19 protein-coding genes and 1 pseudogene are annotated in these 20,214 nt (G+C 61.3%); 9 read left to right on the top strand and 11 right to left on the bottom strand.

Annotation, left to right across the window (positions count from 1 at the left end):
• Nucleotides 1-43: 43 nt before the first annotated feature.
• The 7 genes from E3O56_RS03555 to E3O56_RS03585 all read right to left on the bottom strand — a co-directional run bounded on the left by E3O56_RS03555 (nt 44) and on the right by E3O56_RS03585 (nt 5,616).
• Nucleotides 44-1,252 carry an amino acid deaminase gene (locus tag E3O56_RS03555; protein ID WP_005788824.1) on the bottom strand — a complete coding sequence of 403 codons (1,209 nt, stop codon included), beginning with the start codon at nt 1,250-1,252 and terminating at the stop codon, nt 44-46.
• Nucleotides 1,253-1,261: 9 nt separating this feature from the next.
• Entirely contained in the window at nt 1,262-2,026 is a 765-nt protein-coding gene (locus tag E3O56_RS03560) for an IclR family transcriptional regulator (RefSeq protein WP_032876076.1), read from the bottom strand.
• 167 nt (nt 2,027-2,193) lie between these two features.
• A complete protein-coding gene (locus tag E3O56_RS03565; protein ID WP_005788829.1) occupies nt 2,194-2,583 on the bottom strand; it encodes a RidA family protein in 390 nt (129 codons plus the stop codon).
• Nucleotides 2,584-2,598: 15 nt separating this feature from the next.
• Nucleotides 2,599-3,381 carry an amino acid ABC transporter ATP-binding protein gene (locus E3O56_RS03570; RefSeq protein WP_248127874.1) on the bottom strand — a complete coding sequence of 261 codons (783 nt, stop codon included), beginning with the start codon at nt 3,379-3,381 and terminating at the stop codon, nt 2,599-2,601.
• Nucleotides 3,378-4,040, bottom strand: coding sequence for an amino acid ABC transporter permease (locus E3O56_RS03575; RefSeq protein ID WP_248127875.1), 663 nt, complete (start codon nt 4,038-4,040; stop codon nt 3,378-3,380). Before E3O56_RS03575 ends, E3O56_RS03570 begins: the two co-directional genes overlap by 4 nt.
• Before the next feature lie 12 nt (nt 4,041-4,052).
• On the bottom strand, nt 4,053-4,715 hold the full coding sequence (locus tag E3O56_RS03580) for an amino acid ABC transporter permease (protein ID WP_005788836.1): 663 nt from the start codon (nt 4,713-4,715) through the stop codon (nt 4,053-4,055).
• Nucleotides 4,716-4,767: 52 nt separating this feature from the next.
• Nucleotides 4,768-5,616, bottom strand: a complete 849-nt coding sequence (locus E3O56_RS03585; RefSeq protein WP_005788838.1) for a transporter substrate-binding domain-containing protein — start codon at nt 5,614-5,616, stop codon at nt 4,768-4,770.
• 324 nt (nt 5,617-5,940) lie between these two features.
• Between E3O56_RS03585 and E3O56_RS03590 the strand changes: the two are divergent.
• Nucleotides 5,941-6,213, top strand: a pseudogene (locus tag E3O56_RS03590) (thioredoxin family protein); the annotation flags it as partial.
• 37 nt (nt 6,214-6,250) lie between these two features.
• On the opposite strand, the gene E3O56_RS03595 reads toward E3O56_RS03590, so the two are convergent.
• The 3 genes from E3O56_RS03595 to rpiB all read right to left on the bottom strand — a co-directional run bounded on the left by E3O56_RS03595 (nt 6,251) and on the right by rpiB (nt 9,719).
• Complete coding sequence (locus tag E3O56_RS03595; RefSeq protein WP_228309782.1) at nt 6,251-7,819, bottom strand: TerC family protein; 1,569 nt, start codon at nt 7,817-7,819, stop codon at nt 6,251-6,253.
• A gap of 394 nt (nt 7,820-8,213) precedes the next feature.
• The gene (locus E3O56_RS03600) at nt 8,214-9,194 is read right to left on the bottom strand and encodes a sugar-binding transcriptional regulator (RefSeq protein ID WP_005788844.1); all 981 of its coding nucleotides are present in this window, start codon (nt 9,192-9,194) and stop codon (nt 8,214-8,216) included.
• Between the two features lie 63 nt (nt 9,195-9,257).
• Complete coding sequence (gene rpiB / locus E3O56_RS03605) at nt 9,258-9,719, bottom strand: ribose 5-phosphate isomerase B (protein WP_032876090.1); 462 nt, start codon at nt 9,717-9,719, stop codon at nt 9,258-9,260.
• Nucleotides 9,720-10,002: 283 nt separating this feature from the next.
• On the opposite strand from rpiB, the gene E3O56_RS03610 reads away from it, so the two are divergent.
• The 7 genes from E3O56_RS03610 (at nt 10,003) to dhaL (ending at nt 17,365) form a co-directional block, all read left to right on the top strand.
• Nucleotides 10,003-11,490: a sugar ABC transporter ATP-binding protein gene (locus E3O56_RS03610; RefSeq protein WP_248127876.1), complete on the top strand. Its 1,488-nt coding sequence runs from the start codon at nt 10,003-10,005 to the stop codon at nt 11,488-11,490.
• The gene (locus tag E3O56_RS03615; protein WP_248127877.1) at nt 11,487-12,464 is read left to right on the top strand and encodes an ABC transporter permease; all 978 of its coding nucleotides are present in this window, start codon (nt 11,487-11,489) and stop codon (nt 12,462-12,464) included. Before E3O56_RS03610 ends, E3O56_RS03615 begins: the two co-directional genes overlap by 4 nt.
• A gap of 34 nt (nt 12,465-12,498) precedes the next feature.
• A complete protein-coding gene (locus E3O56_RS03620; protein ID WP_148853687.1) occupies nt 12,499-13,506 on the top strand; it encodes a substrate-binding domain-containing protein in 1,008 nt (335 codons plus the stop codon).
• Nucleotides 13,507-13,659: 153 nt separating this feature from the next.
• Nucleotides 13,660-14,415, top strand: coding sequence for an SDR family oxidoreductase (locus E3O56_RS03625; protein ID WP_248127878.1), 756 nt, complete (start codon nt 13,660-13,662; stop codon nt 14,413-14,415).
• A 27-nt stretch (nt 14,416-14,442) separates the two neighbouring features.
• A complete protein-coding gene (locus E3O56_RS03630) occupies nt 14,443-15,558 on the top strand; it encodes an alcohol dehydrogenase catalytic domain-containing protein (protein ID WP_032803582.1) in 1,116 nt (371 codons plus the stop codon).
• A 155-nt stretch (nt 15,559-15,713) separates the two neighbouring features.
• A complete protein-coding gene (locus E3O56_RS03635) occupies nt 15,714-16,715 on the top strand; it encodes a dihydroxyacetone kinase subunit DhaK (RefSeq protein WP_248127879.1) in 1,002 nt (333 codons plus the stop codon).
• Nucleotides 16,716-16,717: 2 nt separating this feature from the next.
• Nucleotides 16,718-17,365, top strand: a complete 648-nt coding sequence (gene dhaL / locus E3O56_RS03640) for a dihydroxyacetone kinase subunit DhaL (RefSeq protein WP_005788858.1) — start codon at nt 16,718-16,720, stop codon at nt 17,363-17,365.
• On the opposite strand, the gene E3O56_RS03645 is transcribed toward dhaL, so the two are convergent.
• Nucleotides 17,322-18,218 (bottom strand): LysR substrate-binding domain-containing protein, encoded by an 897-nt coding sequence (locus E3O56_RS03645; RefSeq protein ID WP_103734363.1) that lies wholly within the window; start codon nt 18,216-18,218, stop codon nt 17,322-17,324. The two genes, dhaL and E3O56_RS03645, sit on opposite strands and share 44 nt — an antisense overlap.
• Before the next feature lie 150 nt (nt 18,219-18,368).
• On the opposite strand from E3O56_RS03645, the gene E3O56_RS03650 reads away from it, so the two are divergent.
• A complete protein-coding gene (locus E3O56_RS03650) occupies nt 18,369-19,877 on the top strand; it encodes an MFS transporter (RefSeq protein WP_248127880.1) in 1,509 nt (502 codons plus the stop codon).
• Nucleotides 19,878-20,214 lie beyond the last annotated feature (337 nt).

The raw sequence follows: 20,214 nt of genomic DNA on the forward strand, positions 1-20,214 counted from the left end.
CAAATGTGGGAGGGGGCTTGCCCCCCGATAGGTGCGACGCGGTCTAGAAACAGGTACGCAGCGACTCGACCACCTGCAACTGCTCATCCACCAGGCAACCCACCTGCCATTTGTCGAAGGTCAGGCAGGGGTGGGACGTGCCAAACGAAATGATGTCGCCAATGCGCAACTCAACACCCGGCGCTACGGTCATGAACGCATGTTGGTCCATCACCGCGGTGACCTTGCACGCGCTCACATCATCACCGTGCGCCGGGACGATCCCGGCCTTGTAGCGCTTGAGCGGCACCGGCAAGCCGGCGTCATAGGCCACGTCACGCTTACCCAGGGCAACCACCGCAAACCCCGGCTCCGGCAGCGACTGCACGTGCGCCCAGACTTCCATCGCCGGGCGCAGGCCCTCGTTGAGGTCGCTGCGTCGGTCGAGCACGCAGCATTGCGCGTCTTTGTAGATGCCATGGTCGTGGGCCACGTAGCTGCCTGGGCGCAACACACTGAGGAAACGACCGGCAGCGTTCTGCGCCTCGAACGACTCGGCGATCAGGTCGTACCAGGCCGAGCCCGACGCCGTGATGATCGGTTTGGGCAGGTCGAACAGGCCGCTGTCTTGCAGGTCCACCGCCAGGCGCACCAGGCTGGCAGCGAAGTCACGGATGCCGCTGATGGCGTGCTCGCCGTGGATCACCCCTTCGTAGCCTTCGATGCCGGTCAACGCCAATGCCGGTTGGGCCTTGATTGCCCGGGCCAGTTCACGCACTTCTTGTTCGCTGCGACAGCCACACCGGCCGCCGACCACGCCGTATTCGATCATCACGTTCAGACGCAGGCCGCGCGCGGCGAAGAACAGGCCCAGATCCGCGACGTTGTCCGGGTGATCAACCATGCAATGGAAGTCGAAATCCTGATCGGCCAGCAGGTCGGCGATCAGCGCCATGTTCGGCGCACCCACCAATTGGTTGGCCATCAGCACACGACGCACGCCACCGGCATAGGCGGCGCGGGTTTGTACGGCGTTGGCCAGGGTGATCCCCCAGGCACCGGCGGTGATCTGGCGCTCGAACAGCGCAGGCATCATGCTGGTCTTGCCGTGGGGCGCCAGCTCGGCGCCGCTGTGGCTGACAAAGTCCTGCATCCAGCGAATATTGTGCTCCAGGGCGTCACGGTGCAGCACCAGCGCCGGCAGGCTGACATCGCGGACCAAATGGGCACCGACGGCGGCGGCACCTTTTTCAACGGCATTGAGGGCAGACATGGAAAACTCCTATTCGTTGATGCGCCGGGCCAGGCTGTTGGCGCTGTCGATCAGCACCCGGCGATAGTCGTGGTAGTGCTTGCTGGCATCGGCTCGCGGGGCAACGATGCACAGGGTCGCAATGCTGATGCCCTGGGCGTCCCGCACCGGGGCGGCGAAGCAATGGGTGAAGGTGTCGGCCACACTGTCGAAGGAAAAGAACCCATCGACGGTGGCCTGGCGGATCTGCGCCAGGAAGGTATCGAGCGGCAGGCGCAGGCCGTCCGGCAGGATGAAATCGTCGGGGTCGATCAGCTCGATGATCTGCTGGTCGCTCAAATGCCCCAGCAACAAACGCCCGGAAGCGGTCCACGGGATCGGCGCGTTTTCACCGATATCCGAAGAAATACGGAAATGCCGCTGGCCTTCGCGCATCAGCGCCACCGTGTACTTGCGCCCGTTGAGCAGGCACATCTGCGCGGTTTCGTGGGTCTGGCTGACGATTTCCTGCAGGGCGTGATCGGCCTCGCGGGTCAGGTCGAAGTGCCGCAGGTGCGCCTGGCCGAGGAAATACAGCTGGCGCCCCAGATACACGTGACCGTCCTTGCCCACGGTTTCCAGAATGCGCCGCTCCAGCAGCGACGCGACCAATTCGTAGACCGTGGACTTGGGGCTGCCGATGCCGCTGGCAATGTCATTCGGGCGCAGGGGTTGGCCGATCTCCTTGAGAAAATCAAGGATATCGAACGCACGGTCCAGGCCTTTGGCGCGGCGTTTGATGGTGTCTTCGGTCATGGCAGTGATGGGTCCGGTCAAAGGTGTTTGCTGCACGGTGATCCCCTGTGGGAGCGGGCTTGCCCGCGATGACGGTGGGTCAGTGACAAAGGTGTTATCTGGCACTACGTCATCGCAGGCAAGCCAGCTCCCACATTGATCTTCAGTGATCTCAAGAGTGGGGGCATTCAGCCCTTTTTCTTGTAGGCCACGCAGTCGATCTCAACCTTGCAATCAACCATCATATTGGCCTGCACACAAGCCCGCGCCGGGGCGTGCTCGGGGGTGAAGTATTCGCCGAAGACCTTGTTGAAACTCCAGAAGTCCCGTGGATCTTCCAGCCACACGCCCACGCGCACAACATCCTTGAGCTCATAGCCGGCTTCTTCGAGGATCGCCACCACGTTGCGCATGGTCTGCCGGGTTTGCTCGACGATGCCGCCACTGATGATTTCGCCATCCACCGCCGGCACCTGGCCCGACACATACAGCCAGCCATCGGCCTCCACCGCACGTGCGAACGGGCGTGGCTGGCCGCCACCTGCGGTGCTGCCGGTACCGTAACGAGTAATGCTCATAAAAGTTGCTCCTTGTTAAAAACGAATGTTCTTTAAAAATTCCGCCAGTCGCGGCGACTGCGGCCGCTCGAAGATGTCCTTCGCAGTGCCCTGCTCTTCAATGCGGCCCTGGTTCATGAAGACGATCTGGTCGGAGACTTCATAGGCAAAGCGCATTTCGTGGGTGACCAGCAACATGGTCATGCCCTCCTCCGCCAGCCCCTTGATCACGCTGAGCACTTCGCCTACCAGCTCCGGATCGAGGGCCGATGTGACCTCGTCGAACAGCATCAGACTGGGGTTCATGGCAATGGCGCGGGCAATCGCCACGCGCTGTTGCTGACCACCAGACAATTGGCCGGGAAAGTGGTTGCGCCGCTCCAGCAGGCCGACGCGGTCCAGCCACTTTTCGGCCAGGGCCACGGCTTCATCCTTGCCCATCTTCTTGACCTTGAGCAAGCCAAGGGTGACGTTTTGCAGCGCGGTCAGATGCGGGAACAGGTTGAATTGCTGGAACGCCATGCCGGTCATGGCGCGGTGCTGGGCAATCACCCGCTCCGGGTGCCGTACGCGCTTGCCGCCGACCTCGCTGTAGCCAATGGACTCGCCGTCCAGGGTGATCTGCCCGCTCTGGAACTCCTCAAGCAAGTTCACGCAACGCAGCAAGGTGGTCTTGCCCGAGCCGCTGGAGCCGATCAACGTCACCACATTGCCGCGCTGCATCGACAGATCGACACCCTTGAGCACTTCCACCTGGCCGTACTGTTTACGCAGGCCACGAATGTCCAGCAGCGCTGGTTTGGTTTGAGCTTGGTTCATGGCAAGGCCACCCGCTTTTCAATGTAGCGCCCGAATAATTCGATGGCGTAGTTGATGACAAAGAACATGAAACCGGCGAACAGGTAGAACTCCAGGGTCATGAAGGTGCGGGCGATCACCTGCTGGGTGCTGAGCAGCAATTCGGCCACGCCGATCACCGACAGCAAAGTGGACGCCTTGACGATTTCGGTAGAGGAATTGACCCAGGTCGGCAGGATCTGACGCAGGGCCTGGGGCAACAACACATAGCCCAACGACTGGTAAAACGTCAGGCCAATGGCCTTGCCCGCTTCCAGTTGCCCACGGGGAATGGCTTGCAGTGCACCGCGCACGATTTCCGACACGTGGGAGCCACAGAACAGGGTCAACCCGACCGCACCGGCCTGGAATGCACTGATTTTCCAGCCCAGGGCCGGGAGCATGTAGAAACACGCCAACACCAGCACGAACACCGGGGTGCCTCGGATCAGATCGACGTACAGACGAAACGGTGCACGCATCCAGAACTTGCCGTAGCTCAGGATCAACCCGGCGACGATACCGATCAGGGTGCCGAAGATAATCGCCAGTGCCGAGACCGACACACTGGCCTGGAAGCCGGCCCACAGGGTCTCGCGGGCGATCCACAATTCATGCAGCCAACTGGGGGATTCGTACATGCAAACCCTTCCTTAACGACGGATCGCCAGACGCTGCTCCAGGTAACGGAGCAGCATGGCAATCAGGTAACAGGCAGCCACATAGAGCGCGGTCGTAACCAGCCAGGTTTCAATCACCCGGTAGCTTTCAACGTTGATCTTGCGGGCGTAATAGGTCAGCTCCGGCACCGCGATCGCGGCGGCCAGGGACGTGTCCTTGAACAGCGAGATAAAGTTGTTCGACAGCGCCGGCAGCACGTTGCGCAGCATCACCGGCACGGTGATATAGGCGCGAATCCGCCATTCGCCAAGGCCGATCGCCAACCCGGCTTCACGCAAGCCCTTGGGAATATTCAACAACCCGGCGCGGAATACTTCGGTCAGGTAGGCACCGGCGTACAGCGACAGGGTGACGATGAACGAAGGGATTTTGTCCAGGCGAATCCCCAAGGACGGCAAGGCGAAATAGATCAACAGGATCAACACCAGGATCGGCGTATTGCGCACCACCGTCACGTACACCGAAGCGAGGATGCGCAACGCGCGGTGCCGGGACAGCATGGCGAACGCCATCAGCAGGCCGATCACGCAGCCGATGGCAATCGACAGCAGGGCCAACTGCAGGCCCAGGCCGAGCCCCGCCAGCAAGGTGTCGAAATCACGCCAGACGGCGGCAAAATTCAACTGATAGTTCATGGTCGGCAATACCTGAGTGAGGCGCGCTCAAGCACGCCCCGGCTGTTCCGGATCATTTGAATTCCACGGGAAAACCGATGGCCGGTTCTGGCAGGTCAACGCCGAACCACTGCTTGAAAGAAGCCTTGTAGGTGGGAAATTCCACACCGGTCATGGCTTCATGCAGCGCGGTGTTGACGAAGTTCAGCCAATCCTGGTCGCCACGCTTGACCGCACACGCGTAGGTTTGCGGGCTCCAGGCGTAAGTGGGGCTGCGGTAGCGACCGGGGTTCTGCACCATCAGGTATTTGACCGAGGACTGATCGGTGGCAGCCGCGTCGGCGCGACCGGAGTTCACGGCCTGGTACATCAGGTCGACACTGTCGTACTGATCGACTTTGGCCTTGGGCAGCGCCTGGTGCACCAGCTCTTCGGCGTACACGTTTTGCAGCACGGCCACGGTCACGTCATCGCCTGCGGCTTGAAGGTCTTCGATTTCCTTGTACTTGCTGTTGTTGGGCAACAGCAGGCCGACACCTTCGCGGTAGTACGGCAAAGTAAAAGCCACCTGCTGCGCACGGCTGGCGGTGACGGTGATGAACTGGCAGCTCATGTCGACCTTGTCCGTCAGCAGGTTGGGAATGCGCGCATCGGATGACTGCACCACAAACTCGACCTTGCTCGGGTCATTGAACAAACCCTTGGCCACCATGCGGCCGATGTCGATATCAAACCCCTGCAATTTGCCATCCGCTCCCTGGAAGTGCCACGGCGCATTGGTACTGCCTGTACCCACGATCAGATGCCCGCGCTTGAGCACATCATCCAGCTTGCTGTCCGCCGCCTGCACCATGCTTGTGAAGGAAGCCGATGCGGCAACAAGAAAAACACACGCTTTGAATACGGAAGGTCGGTGATGCATGACAAGCACTCCAGGGGTTGTGTATTCCGTTATACCGGAACTTTGTATGTAACAACGGAATAGACAGCAGAAAGTGTGCCACAGCCACGGGAGGAAAAATATGCGGTCGGGAAACTCTTTAGGGTTCAGTAAGATAGGTATTGAAGCGCTTAACGGCTTTGCGCCGCCAGCATCGGGTGTTGCTACGCAACGCCCCACAACGGTGTTACTGCGCCCCCATACTGACCGCCTCGGATCGACGCACACCTGTGAAGGTTGACAGTAGACGGTGGTACCCCACCGGCTTAGCGTTGGCAAAAACCAACACAGCGGAAGGGGATCGACATGGGAGTCGCCACGCGCAGAATTTCCAGCGCCAAAGAGTTCAATCGGGTACTGAACACCCCGCGCCCGGTGTTCATTCTGTTTGTTTCCGAGCACTGCCCTGCCTGTGCGCAAGCAGGCTCCTTATTCGAACAGGCCGCTTGGAAGCATCCCTGGCTAGTCAGTTTGGTACTCGATTGCGCCCATACGCCGAGGCACCCTGATGTGACAGGCACCCCGACGCTACTGATCTACCAGGAGGGAATCGTGGTAGAAAAACTCAAGGGCTTCGGCCCACTTGAAGAGCAAGAGCAGTGCGTAACAGACATCTTCAACCGTTATGACCTGAGCAAGGGCGCAAGTGCACTTGCGTCACTCGACGCTCCTCCACTTCAGCTACCGTCAAACGCCAACCCTCATGTTCCAGGCTATCGCCCACCACCGGCAAACGGTCGAGCAGGCTCATCACCAACCCCGCCAGGGTTTGATAATCCTCGGTCGCCGCAGCCTTGAAGCCCGTGCGCTGACGCACCAGATTGAGGTTCAAGGCACCGTTGGCACGAAAGCCGTCGTTCTGCTCGACGATGTCCGGCCCTTCGATTTCGCTGGCATCGGGCAATTCACCGGCGATGGACTCCAGAATATCGGTCATGCTCAACACGCCCATGAAGTCCCCGAATTCGTTGATCACGAAGGCGATGTGGGTGGACTCCTGGCGCATCTGCTCCAGGGCATTGAGGATCGAAAAGCTCTCCAGCAGGTTGATCGCCCGGCGCGCCAGGTGCTCCAGGTTCGGCTCGTTACCGGCCAGGTACTCCTTGAGCAGTTCCTTCTTGTGCACAAAGCCCAAGGGTTCATCCACCGCACCGTTGCGGATCAGCGGCAAACGCGAGTAGGACGAATGCATCAGCTTCAGGCGGATCGTGTCGGGATCGTCCGCCAGGTCGATGCAGTCAACCTTGGCCCGTGGTGTCATCAGGGTACGAATCGGCCGTTCGGCCAGTTGCAGCACACCGCTGATCATCACCCGCTCACGCCGATCAAACAGCGGGCCCTGCGCCGTATCCGGCTCGCCCAGCAAGTCAGCGACATCTTCACCCACCTCTTCCACCGCCAGGCTGCGGCCACCCAATAAACGCATCACTGCATGGGCCGTACGCTCACGCACCGGCAGCACACCTTGTGCCGATTTCTTGCGACGCGAGCGGGCAATCTGGTTGAACACCTCGATCAGAATCGAGAAACCAATGGCCGCGTACAGGTAGCCCTTGGGAATATGGAAGCCCAAGCCTTCGGCGGTCAGGGCGAAACCGATCATCATCAAGAAGCCCAGGCACAGCATGATGACCGTAGGGTGGGCGTTGACGAAACGGGTCAGCGGCTTGCTCGCCACGATCATCAAACCGATGGACACGATCACCGCGATCATCATCACCGCCAACTCATCGACCATGCCCACTGCGGTAATCACCGCGTCGAGGGAGAACACTGCGTCGAGCACCACGATCTGCGCCACAATCGGCCAGAACATCGCATAAGCCACATTGCCCTTGTGCTGGGCCACGTGGCCCTCCAGGCGTTCGTGCAGCTCCATGGTGGCCTTGAACAACAGGAACACACCACCGAACAGCATGATCAGGTCACGGCCGGAAAAGCTCTTGTCGAACACCTCGAACAACGGCTGGGTGAGGGTCACCAACCAGGAAATACTCGCCAACAGGCCCAGGCGCATCAGCAGCGCCAGGGACAAACCGATCAAACGTGCACGGTCACGCTGCTCCGGCGGCAACTTGTCTGCCAGGATCGCGATAAACACCAGGTTGTCGATACCCAGCACCAGTTCCAGCACAATCAAGGTCGCCAGGCCCAGCCAGGCCGTTGGATCCGCTAACCATTCCATTTATAGAGTCTCTGTATTCAAAGTTTTCAGAATGCCGGACACGGCAATGCGCGGTCAGTGGACCGGGACAAGGTTAGCAGTCGGAATACGGGGTGCTTCAGGGGGAACAGCGACAGTAAGTGTCTTGGGGAAAGACGACTGGGAGGCTCCGAGAGGGTGTTCATGCAAGTCCTGAAATAACAAAAGGACTTGAATCCTACAGCCCAAATACACAATTCCCACATAGCAAAACTATTACAAAACCTGTCTTCCAGCCGATGCAAAACCAATGTGGGAGGGGGCTTGCTCCCGATGGCGGTGTGTCAGTCAATATATAAGCTGGCTGACACACCGCTATCGGGAGCAAGCCCCCTCCCACACAAGCCCCCCATTCCACATTTGGAACGGTGTGGTATCAAGACTTTCGGGTGGCATCATCCAGCGCCAGGATGGTGTGGGCATTGGTGACGGTCGTCGCCAGCGTATTGATCACCCCCGACCGCAACGCCCCCAGCGTCGCCGCGGCCTTGGTGTTTTCACTGGCAATCGCCACCACATCCGGGATGCGGAACAGCTCCTGCACCGTCAACCCGATCACTCGGCCTTGAATGGCGTTGACCGCCGGCTGGCCGTGAATATCGATAAAGTCATAGCCCATCATATCGCCCACCGTGCCGGACAGCCGCGCCTGGGCGATTTCCTGGGGCGAGAACCAGCCCATGCGCACCATGTTGCTGTTTTCGCTCATATCACCAATGCCGATCAGGGCAATGTCGGCACGCCGGGCGCGGTCGAGGGTGGAGCGTACCGTGTCGTTATTGATCAACACACCACGCAGTTCCGGGTTGGCCACCAGCGCCGGGGCGTACAGGCTTTCGCTCTCGCCGCCAAAGCGCAGGGCAAGGCGCCGGCAGATATGGTCGGGGTTCATGTACTCGCCGGCCTTGAGCGAACCACCGATAGCACATACGAACGTGCAGTTGCGCGTCACCGGCAGGAACACGTTATCGGCCACCGCGCCGACGTTACGGCCCATGCCCACGGCGACGATCATGCCATCGCCCAAGGTTTTGTTCAGGTAGTTGGCGACCAGGCTAGCGACTGCCGAGCGCTGGGTGTCGGGGTCGCTATGGTCAACGGCGATCAAGGCGCGGTCGAGCTTGAAGCGCTCCACCAACGCGCGTTCCAGTTCGTTGTTCATCGCCGGGTGCTGCAACACGCGCACCTCGACAATGCCTTCATCTCGCGCACGCTTGAGCAGGCGGCTGACTTTGGCCCGCGACAGGTCAAAGCGCTTGGCAATGGCTTCCTGAGTGACGTTCTCAAGGTAATAGAGCATCGCCACTTCGGTCATTTGATCGATATCGCTGGCCATGCGCTGGGTACTGTCACTCATGGGGACGGGCTTCCGTTTCGGCGTCAAAGGCGCATTCTCCCGACTCTTGCCCCGTGCCGTCCACTACTGATGCCCATCGCGCTCGATTGCGTTGATGCGCTCGACCTTGGCCCCGGAACGCGCCACCTCGAACTCCGAGGCCAGGAACGCCGTGACAATGCTCTTGGCCAGTTCGGCGCCGATCACCCGCGCACCGATGGACAGAATCTGCGCATCGTTGCTCTTGCGCGCCCGCTCCGCCGAATAGGTGTCATGGGCCTGAGCCGCGCGGATACCCAACACCTTGTTGGCCGAGATGGCCATGCCGATGCCGGTGCCGCACACCAGCACACCGAGGCGCTGCTGCCCGGCGCTGATAGCGTTGGCCACGGCCAGCGCGATGTCCGGATAGAGCACCGGCGCGATGGAATGGGTACCGAAGTCAGTGACCGGGTAACCCAGCGCCTCGATATGGCGCTTCAACAGCTCTTTAAGCTCAAAACCCGCTTCATCGCATCCGATAGCCACCGGAAAAGGTGTGTTCATGGCGTCTGGCTCCGCTGCCCTGATCTAGATTAAGACTGATCATATGATCACTCAATGAAATTTCGCTCAGTCATTTCGCGATCATTATGCCCTTCATGTCAAGCGAGATTTAACTGACCTTGCAGTCAAAGCGGGCTAAACAGCCGATATAGTCACTCCAGATGAGAATCAACGCTTTTTAATGAAAGAGATTGACTGATCAGAATTTCATTTGATACACATATGATCACAGCGAAACATGACTGTGCGACCTAATAAGAATTCACAGCACGAGGACACGCCGATGGCCAAGCCATTACTGCTCCAGGCTGAACACGTCGCCAAGGCTTACGCCGGGGTACCTGCCCTGCGTGACGGGCGCCTCTCTCTGCGCGCCGGCAGCGTCCACGCCCTGTGCGGCGGCAACGGTGCCGGCAAGTCGACCTTCCTGAGCATCCTGATGGGCATTACCCAGCGTGACGCCGGCACCATTGCGCTCAACGGTGCACCGGTGCAGTTCAACCGCCCCAGTGAAGCCTTGGCCTCGGGGATCGCGATGATCACCCAGGAGCTCGAACCCATCCCCTACATGACCGTCGCCGAAAACATCTGGCTGGGCCGCGAACCGCGCCGCGCCGGTTGCATCGTCGACAGCAAGGCCCTGAATCGCCGCACCCGCGAGCTGCTGGAAAGCCTGGAGTTCGACGTCGACGCCACCAGCCCCATGCACCGCTTGAGCGTGGCGCAGATTCAATTGGTGGAGATCGCCAAGGCGTTCAGCCATGACTGCCAGGTGATGATCATGGACGAGCCCACCTCGGCCATCGGCGAGCGCGAGGCAGAAACCCTGTTCAAGGCCATTCGCCGCCTCACTGCACGGGGTGCCGGTATCGTGTATGTGTCCCATCGCTTGAGCGAACTGGCGCAGATCGCCGATGACTACAGCATCTTTCGCGATGGTGCCTTTGTGGAAAGCGGGCGCATGGCCGATATCGACCGCGACCACCTGGTGCGCGGTATTGTCGGCCAGGAACTGACGCGCATCGACCACAAGGTCGGCCGTGAATGCGCCGCCGACACCTGCCTGCAAGTCGACAACCTGAGCCGCAACGGCGAGTTCCACGACATCAGCCTGCAATTGCGCCGTGGCGAAATTCTTGGCATTTACGGGCTGATGGGCTCCGGGCGCAGTGAGTTTCTCAACTGCATCTACGGCCTGACCGTAGCCGATTCCGGCAGCGTCACCCTGCAAGGCAAGCCCATGCCCATCGGACTGCCCAAGGCCACCATCAACGCCGGTATGTCGCTGGTCACCGAAGACCGCAAGGACAGTGGCCTGGTGCTGACCGGCAGCATCCTCTCGAACATCGCGCTGTCGGCCTACAAGCGTTTGTCGAGTTGGTCGCTGATCAATGCGCGCAAGGAAGCCCAACTGGCCGAAGACATGGTCAAGCGCCTGCAGATCAAGACCAGCTCTCTGGACCTGCCGGTGGCGTCCATGAGCGGTGGTAACCAACAAAAAGTCGTGCTCGCCAAATGCCTGTCCACCGAGCCGGTGTGCCTGCTTTGCGACGAACCCACCCGCGGCATCGATGAAGGCGCCAAGCAGGAGATCTACCACCTGCTCGACCAGTTCGTACGGGCCGGCGGCGCCGCCATTGTGGTGTCGTCCGAAGCTCCGGAACTGCTGCACTTGAGTGATCGCATTGCCGTATTCAAGGGCGGCCGGCTGGTGACCATCAGCACCGACACTGCCCTTTCCCAGGAAGCCTTGTTGAGTCTTGCCTCATGAATGCCAAAACCCTTGCCGCCCCTGTCACCACCGCGCCACGCAACCGCTTGCGCCTGTCTCTGGACCGCTTCGGCCTGCCGCTGGCGTTTATCCTGCTGTGCGTGGTGATGGCGTTTTCCAGCGAATACTTCATGACCTGGCGCAACTGGATGGACATCCTGCGCCAGACCTCCATCAACGGCATCCTCGCCGTGGGCATGACCTATGTGATCCTGACCAAGGGCATCGACTTGTCGGTAGGTTCGATCCTGGCCTTTGCCGGATTGTGCAGCGCGATGGTCGCCACCCAGGGCTATGGCCTGTTGGCGGCAGTCAGCGCCGGGATGTTTGCCGGGGCGATGCTTGGCGTGGTCAACGGTTTTATGGTCGCCAACCTGTCGATCCCGCCGTTCGTGGCCACCCTGGGTATGCTCAGCATCGCCCGCGGCATGACCTTTATCCTCAACGACGGCAGCCCGATCACCGACCTGCCCGACGCCTACCTGGCGCTGGGTATCGGCAAGATCGGCCCAGTGGGCGTGCCGATCATTATCTTCGCTGTGGTCGCGCTGATCTTCTGGATGGTGCTGCGCTACACCACCTACGGCCGCTACGTGTACGCGGTGGGCGGCAATGAAAAAAGCGCACGCACCTCCGGCATCGGCGTGCGCAAGGTGATGTTCTCGGTGTACGTGGTTTCGGGCCTGCTCGCCGGATTGGCCGGCGTGGTGTTGTCGGCACGTACCACCTCTGCCCTGCCCCAGGCCGGGGTTTCCTATGAGCTGGACGCGATTGCCGCGGTGGTGATCGGCGGCACCAGCCTGTCGGGCGGTACCGGCAGCATTGTCGGCACCTTGTTCGGGGCGCTGCTGATCGGCGTGATCAACAACGGCCTGAACCTGCTCGGCGTGTCCTCCTATTACCAGCAGGTCGCCAAGGGCCTGATCATCGTGTTCGCAGTACTGATCGACGTGTGGCGCAAGAAAAAACGCTGAAGAACGACCGATAACAATAACTGGAGTTCGACTTATGAAACTGGGTACTACCCTGGCCGCCGCGGCGGCCCTCTCCCTGCTCGCCAGCAGTGTCGCCATGGCAGCCGATGGCAAGACCTACAAGATCGGCGCAGCCGTCTACGGCCTCAAGGGCCAGTTCATGCAGAACTGGGTGCGTGAGCTCAAGGAACATCCGGCCGTCAAGGATGGCACCGTGCAGTTGACCGTATTCGACGGCAACTACGACGCCCTGACCCAGAACAACCAGATCGAAAACATGGTGACCCAACGCTACGACGCGATTCTGTTCGTGCCCATTGATACCAAGGCCGGCGTCGGCACAGTCAAGGCGGCCATGAGCAACGACGTGGTGGTCATCGCCTCCAATACGAAAGTAGCCGATGCCAGCGTGCCGTATGTGGGGAACGACGACGTCGAAGGCGGCCGCCTGCAGGCCCAGGCCATGGTCGACAAGCTCAACGGCAAGGGCAACGTGGTGATCATCCAGGGCCCGATTGGCCAGTCGGCGCAGATCGACCGGGAAAAAGGCGAGCTGGAAGTGTTGGGCAAACACCCTGATATCAAGATCATCGAGAAGAAAACCGCCAACTGGGACCGCGCCCAGGCCATGACCCTCACCGAAGACTGGCTCAACGCCCACCCCAAGGGCATCAACGGCGTGATCGCCCAGAACGACGACATGGCCCTCGGCGCTGTGCAGGCCCTGAAGTCTCACGGACTGACCTCCAAAGAGGTGCCCGTGACCTCCATCGACGGTATGCCGGATGCGATCCAGGCGGCGAAAAAAGACGAAGTCACCACATTCCTCCAGGACGCCCAGGCCCAATCCCAAGGCGCACTGGACGTGGCCCTGCGCGCCCTGGCCGGCGAGGACTACAAGCCGCAATCGGTGATCTGGGAGCGCTACGCCAAGGACGTGAAATGGGGTGACGGCACGGCCAGGAACTACATCCTGCCGTGGGTGCCGGTGACCAATGCCAATGCGGATGCGCTGTACAAGCAAGTCAGCGGCGGCAAGTAGTCAGTGGCCGGAAACACAGTCAACTGTGGGAGCTGGCTTGCCTGCGATGCAGGCACCTGGGTGCATCAGGTAGACCGGGTCGATGCAATCGCAGGCAAGCCAGCTCCCACATTGGACCGCGTTCTACCTTTTGATCTGTAACGGGAGTTATTCATGTCTGGTTTCTGGAACCAAGCCTTCGACCTCAGCGGCCGTTGCGCGGTCATCACCGGTGGCGCCGCCGGCATTGGTCTGGCCTGCGCCACCCTGCTGGTGGAACGTGGTGCGCGGGTGGCACTGCTCGACCGCGACCCGGCGGTGGTCGAAGTGGCCACCCGCCTGGGTGCCGGGCATCTGGGCATTGCCGTCGACCTCGGCCAGGTCGGCCAGATACAACCCACCATCGACCGCGTATTCACACATTTCCAACGCCTGGATTACCTGATCAACAGCGCAGGCGTGGTGTTGCTGGACAAAGCCATCGAGGTCAGCGAAAGCGCCTGGGACACTACCCTGGACATCAACCTCAAGGCGAGTTTCTTCGTGGCCCAGGCCTGCGCCAGACATATGCTCGCCCAAGGCAGCGGGCGCATCGTCAACCTGGCGTCCCAGGCCGCTGTGATTGGCCTGGACCGTCACGTCGCCTACTGCGCCAGCAAAGCCGCCATCGTCGGCATGACCAAGGTATTGGCCATGGAATGGGCGCCGCAGATCAACGTCAACGCCATCTCCCCCACCATCGTCGAAACCGCCCTGGGCAAAAAAGCCTGGGCCGGCGACGTGGGTGAGCGGGCCAAATTGCAGATCCCGGCAGGTCGCTTTGCCCAGCCGGAAGAAATCGCCGGGCTGGCGCTGTACCTGCTCAGCGATGCCGCGCAGATGATCACCGGCGCCAACATGGTGATCGACGGCGGCTACAGCATTCAGTAATTCATCGTTATGTCGTGAGGTTTTGTCATGTCCACTGTCACCGAACGCACACCTGAACAACTCGCCCCGAGCATCCCGAAAACCATGCAGGCCGTGGTCTGCCACGGCCCGGAAGACTACCGCCTGGAAACCGTCGACGTGCCCACCCCCGGCCCCGACGAGATCCTGACCAAGGTCGAGCTGTGCGGCATTTGCATGGGCGATATCAAGACCTATCGCGGCGCGCCGTCGTTCTGGGGCGATGCCGAGCAACCGCGCTATGTGAAGCCGCCGATGATTCCCGGGCATGAGTTCGTGTGCCGTGTGGTCGCCCTTGGCCCAGGCGCCGAAAAGCGCGGCGTGGCGGTCGGCGACCGGGTGATTTCCGAACAGATCGTGCCATGCTGGGGTTGCCGCTTCTGCAACCACGGCCAGTACTGGATGTGCCAGAAGCATGACCTGTATGGCTTCCAGAATAATGTGCAGGGCGCCATGGCCCAGTACATGATTTTCACCAAGGAAGGCATCATCCACAAAGTGCCGGAATCCATCGCCCCCGATGAAGCGATCCTGATCGAGCCATTGGCCTGCTCGCTGCACGCCGCGGAGCGCGCCGACGTCGACCATGACGACATTGTGGTGGTCGCAGGCGCCGGCACTTTGGGCCTGGGCATCATCGGCGCGGTGCGATTGCGCAACCCGAAAAAGCTTATCGTGCTGGACATGAAACCCGAGCGCGCCGCCCTCGCCCTGCGCATGGGCGCCGACGAAGTCTGGAACCCGGCCGAGGTCGATGTGCTGGCCAAAATCCGCGAGATCACCGACGGCTACGGCTGCGACATCTACATCGAAGCCACCGGGCACCACAAGGCCGTCAACCAGGGGCTGGCGATGCTGCGCAAGTTGGGGCGCTTCGTCGAGTTCAGCGTGTTCAATGACGAGGCCACGGTCGATTGGTCGATCATTGGCGATCGCAAGGAGCTGGACATCCTCGGCTCGCACCTGGGGCCCTATATGTACCCGAGAGCCATCGACTTTATCGGCAACCGCAAAATCGACATGCGCGATGTGGTGACCCACAAGTTTGCACTGGCGGACTTCAAGGAGGCGTTTGCGGTGATGGAGCGCGGCGATAAATCGCTCAAAGTGGTCCTCGAACCCTGATTGCAGCAACAACGCACAACCCTGTGGGAGCTGGCTTGCCTGCGATGGCGGTGTATCAGATAAAGATTCGCCAACTGACACACCGCCATCGCAGGCAAGCCAGCTCCCACAATGGATTGGTGTCGCCCTTTAGAACAACAACAGGAACCCGCGTTATGAATCGAGTCATCAACGATCCCGACCAAGTGGTCGAAGACATGCTGCGCGGCATCCTGGTCGCGCACCCCGAACTGCGCCAGTACGAAACCAACCCACGGGTCATCGTCAAGGCCCTGCCCTCCGGCCAGGGTCGGGTCGGCATCGTCACCGGCGGCGGCTCCGGGCATGAGCCGGCGTTCCTCGGCTATGTCGGCCCGGGCCTGGTAGACGCCGTGGCCGTCGGCGAGATTTTCTCCTCGCCCACCGCCAAGAGCTTTTTCGACGCCTTCCGCGCCGCCGACCATGGCGCGGGCGTAGCCTGCCTGTATGGCAACTACGCCGGCGACAATATGAACGTCAAGCTGGCGATGAAAATGGCCGCCAGCAAAGACATGCGCATCCGCACCGTGGTGGCCAACGACGACGTGGCCTCGGCGCCCAAGGCCGATATCGCCAAACGTCGCGGAGTGGCCGGGGAAATCTTCATGTGGAAGATCGGCGGTGCCGCCGCCGCCCAGCATTACGACCTGGACGGGGTGATTCGCGTCGCGCAGAAAACCGTCGACCAGTGCCGCTCGATCGGTATCGGCCTCACGCCCTGCACCATCGCCGCCGTGGGCAAGCCGAACTTCCAAATCCCTGACGGCCAGATGGAACTGGGCATCGGCCATCATGGCGAGCCGGGCATCGAAGTCATTCCGATTGAACCGGCTGCGGCCATGGCCGAGCGCATGCTTGCGCCGATCCTGGCCGACCGCGACTTCAGCCAGGACGACAGTGTGGTGGTGCTGGTCTCGGGCCTTGGCGCCACGCCAGTGATGGAGCTGTACATTTTCTACGCCGAGGTGGAAAAACAACTCAAGGCCAAGGGCTTGAAGATTCACCGTTGCTACGTCGGCAACTACTTCACCTCCCTGGAAATGATGGGCGTGACCCTGACCCTGCTCGGCCTCGACGCCGAGCTGAAAACCCTGATCGACCAACCCTGCCGTTCCATCGGCATGACCCAGGCGGAGTAAACATGAGCCAGCACTTTTCCACCCGTGACGGCAGCGCCATCGTCGCCGACCTGGTCAGCGTCATCGTGGCCAATCGCGAATACCTCAGCGAGGTCGACGGCGCCATTGGCGACGGCGACCACGGCATCAACATGGCCAAGGGCTTCGCCCACTGCGGTCGCACTATCGAAGGCCGCCAACTGAGCCTGGCCCAAGCCCTGGATGAACTGACCCTGAGCCTGATGGAAGGCATCGGCGGCTCCATGGGCCCGCTGTATGGCAGCCTGTTTATTGGCATGGCCGACGAAGTGCGCAATTGTGAAGACATCGACGCCGCGACCTTCGCCCATCTGTTGCGCGGCGGCTTGACTTCACTGCAGGACATCACCGAGGCGGGCGTGGGCGACAAGTGCCTGATGGATACCCTTATTCCTGCAGTAGAGGCGTTTGAACAGGCACATGCATCCGGGGCGTCTTTCAACGATGCGCTGGAGGCGATGAAAACCGCCGCCTCCCAGGGGCGCGATTCGACCAAGGACCTGGTGGCCAAGATCGGCCGCGCCAGTCGCCTGGGCGAGCGCTCTCTCGGGGTGCTGGACGCCGGGGCGGTGTCGTGCTGCCTGATTCTTACGCGCCTGGCCGACTCGGTACAGCCGCGACTGACTGCTTGACCTGCTGGATATACCGCGCCACCGCCGGCGCTTTTTCAAAACGCCGGTAAATCAACGACAACCACGACGACGCCTCATTGCCCTGGATATTGCGATACACCACGCCCGGCAGGCTCACATGCCCGACCATCGATGCCGGCACTACCGCAACCCCCTGCCCCAACGACACCAGGGCCACCACCGCCACCAACCCGCCCGGCTGCGCGCCGAGGCGCGGTGCGTAGCCGCCCTGGGCGGCGACATGCAAGGTGCCGCTGATTTGTTCCGGCAAGATAAACGTCTCGTTTTCCAGGTGCTCGCAGGTGATTGCCTTAAGCCCCAGCAGCCAGGAATCATGGGCCAGCGCCAGCACAAAGCCTTCGCTGTCCAGGCGCACCGCCTCCACGCCGTCCGGCAGAGTCATCGGCGAACGGATATAACCGATATCGCAGCGCCCATCTGCCACCGCGCCCGGTAGCGCAGCCATAGCCCATTCGCGCAGGTTCACGTTCACATCGGCAAACGCCTGGCTGAACCCCCGTACCTGGCGCTGCAACAGCCCGCAGTACAGCGCCGAGGCCACGTAACCCAACTCAATATGCCCGATCTCGCCACGCCCGGCGCGCTGGGCATTGCGCTGTGCGAACTCGAATTGGCGCACGGCGGCTTCGGCCTCGCTCAGCAGCGCGGCACCCGCTTCGGTGAGGCTGACTTCGCGCTGCCGGCGGACAAACAAGCGCGTGCCCAGGCTGGTTTCCATGTCCTGGATTTGCCGGCTCAGGGTCGGCGGCGCAATGCCCAATTGCTCGGCGGCGCGGGTGAAATTGCGCTGCCGGGCCACGGCCAGGAAGTAACGAAAATGGCGGATTTCCATGGCAGTATTAGCTCAAAGGTAATGAAGTACTTCCTGGTGCCTAACAAAAATGTGATTCGCCAGGGATAAGCTCGCAGTACCTGAACACTAGAGAGCCCTTGCGATGCAAGTCAACCGAGATTTCCGTATTGCCTACCAGGTAATTTGCTTGTGAGCCGGGTCAGTCCACGCCTGACGCTGGTGACCGCCTCCGCTGTCTGCTCGTTGATCGTGCTGGATACCAACATCGTTGCCGTCACGCTGCCGAGCATCGCCCGCGACCTGGGCGCCAACTTTGCCGATATCGAGTGGGTCGTCAGCGCTTATATGCTGGCGTTCGCCGCCTTGTTGTTGCCGGCCGGGAGTATCGCCGACCGCTTTGGCCGCAAGAAAACCCTGGTCTGGGGCCTGGGTATTTTCATCCTCGCCTCCCTGGGCTGCGGCGCAGCACCCACCGCGCTGTGGCTGGACATCGCCCGGGCCGTGAAGGGGGTGGGTGCGGCGCTGCTGCTGACCTCGGCACTGGCGTCTATCGGGCATACCTTCCACGATGAAATAGAACGCGCCAAGGCCTGGGCGTTCTGGGGCGCGTGCATGGGCGTGGCGATGACCGCGGCGCCGACCCTGGGCGGTTTGATTACCGAGTACCTGGGCTGGCGCTGGATTTTCTATCTCAACCTGCCGGTGGGGCTGGTACTGATGGCCTTGGTGCTGCGGGCGATTCCCGAGTCCCGCGATACCCGATCGGCGCGTCTGGATCCCTGGGGCAGCCTGGCGTTCAGTGGCAGCTTGCTGTGCCTGATCTGGGGGCTGATCGAGGCCAATCGCATCGGTTGGGATAGCCCGCTGACCTACGCTCGCCTGCTCGGCGGTGGGCTGCTGATGGGTGTGTTTGTGCTGGTCGAGCACCTGCAGCAGCGATCGATGGTGGACTTGCAGCTGTTTCGGCACCCACGCTTTATCGGCGCCTTGCTCGGCATGTTTGCCTACGCCGGTTGCGCCCAGGTGATGATGACGTTGCTGCCGTTCTACCTGCAGAACGGCCTGGGTTTCTCCGCGATTGCCTCGGGCCTGGGCATGTTGCCGTTTGCCTTGACCATGCTGATCTGCCCGCGCGTCGGTGTACGTCTGGCGGCACGCTTCACACCGGCGACCATGATGGCGAGTGGCTTGACCCTGGTGGGCTGCGGCAATCTGTTGAGCGCGTGGGCCGTGCAGGCCGGCGGCTATCTGCCCTTTGCCCTGGCGATCGCCGTCACCGGTGCAGGCGCGGGGTTACTCAATGGCGACACGCAGAAAAACATCATGGCCTGCGTGCCGCGGGATCGCGCGGGCATGGCCTCGGGCATGAGCACCACCATGCGCTTCAGCGCAATCATGTTGGCCATCGGCGTGTATGGCGCATTGCTGAGCAGCCACAGCGAACAGTTGCTGAGCGCGAGTATCGACCCGCAGTGGCAGGCGCAGGTGGCGGGTATTGCTTCGCGGGTGGTAGCCGGTGATATGTCCGCGGCGCTGGACTTGGTGCCCGAAGCAGCGCGAGTAACAGTGCAACCGCTGGCGCGGCAGGCGTTTGTGGGTGGGTTCAGCGGGGTGTTGTGGGTGGCGGGTTTATTGGGGTTGCTGGGCGCGCTGATGGTGGGGAGCCTGATGCGCAAGCCGATACCCACACACAGCTGAATGTGGGAGGGGGCTTGCTCCCGATGGCGGCCTCAGGGCCGACCGGGATGCTGGATCAGACCGAGTACATATCCGTTATTTAGGTAACGGCCACTATGGGTTCCGCTCTTACAGCGGGTCACTTTCGAAAAGCCGGAATGCCGGCCCAGGCGAAAGTAACCAAAGCGCTCTTGCCCCACCACTCGGCACCTCGCCTAGGCTCGGTGTGCCCGTAATCCGCCATGGATTTGGGGGGCCGCCGCCACGCGCCATCCATGGCGCGGGGCGGCTAACCCGGCATCCCTGCCGGTTTACCCCCCAAATCCCTGTCGAATTCCGGCCAGCGTGGTTTAACGGG

Source organism: Pseudomonas sp. W2Aug9, assembly GCF_023127755.1.
Classification (GTDB): Bacteria; Pseudomonadota; Gammaproteobacteria; order Pseudomonadales; family Pseudomonadaceae; genus Aquipseudomonas; species Aquipseudomonas synxantha_A.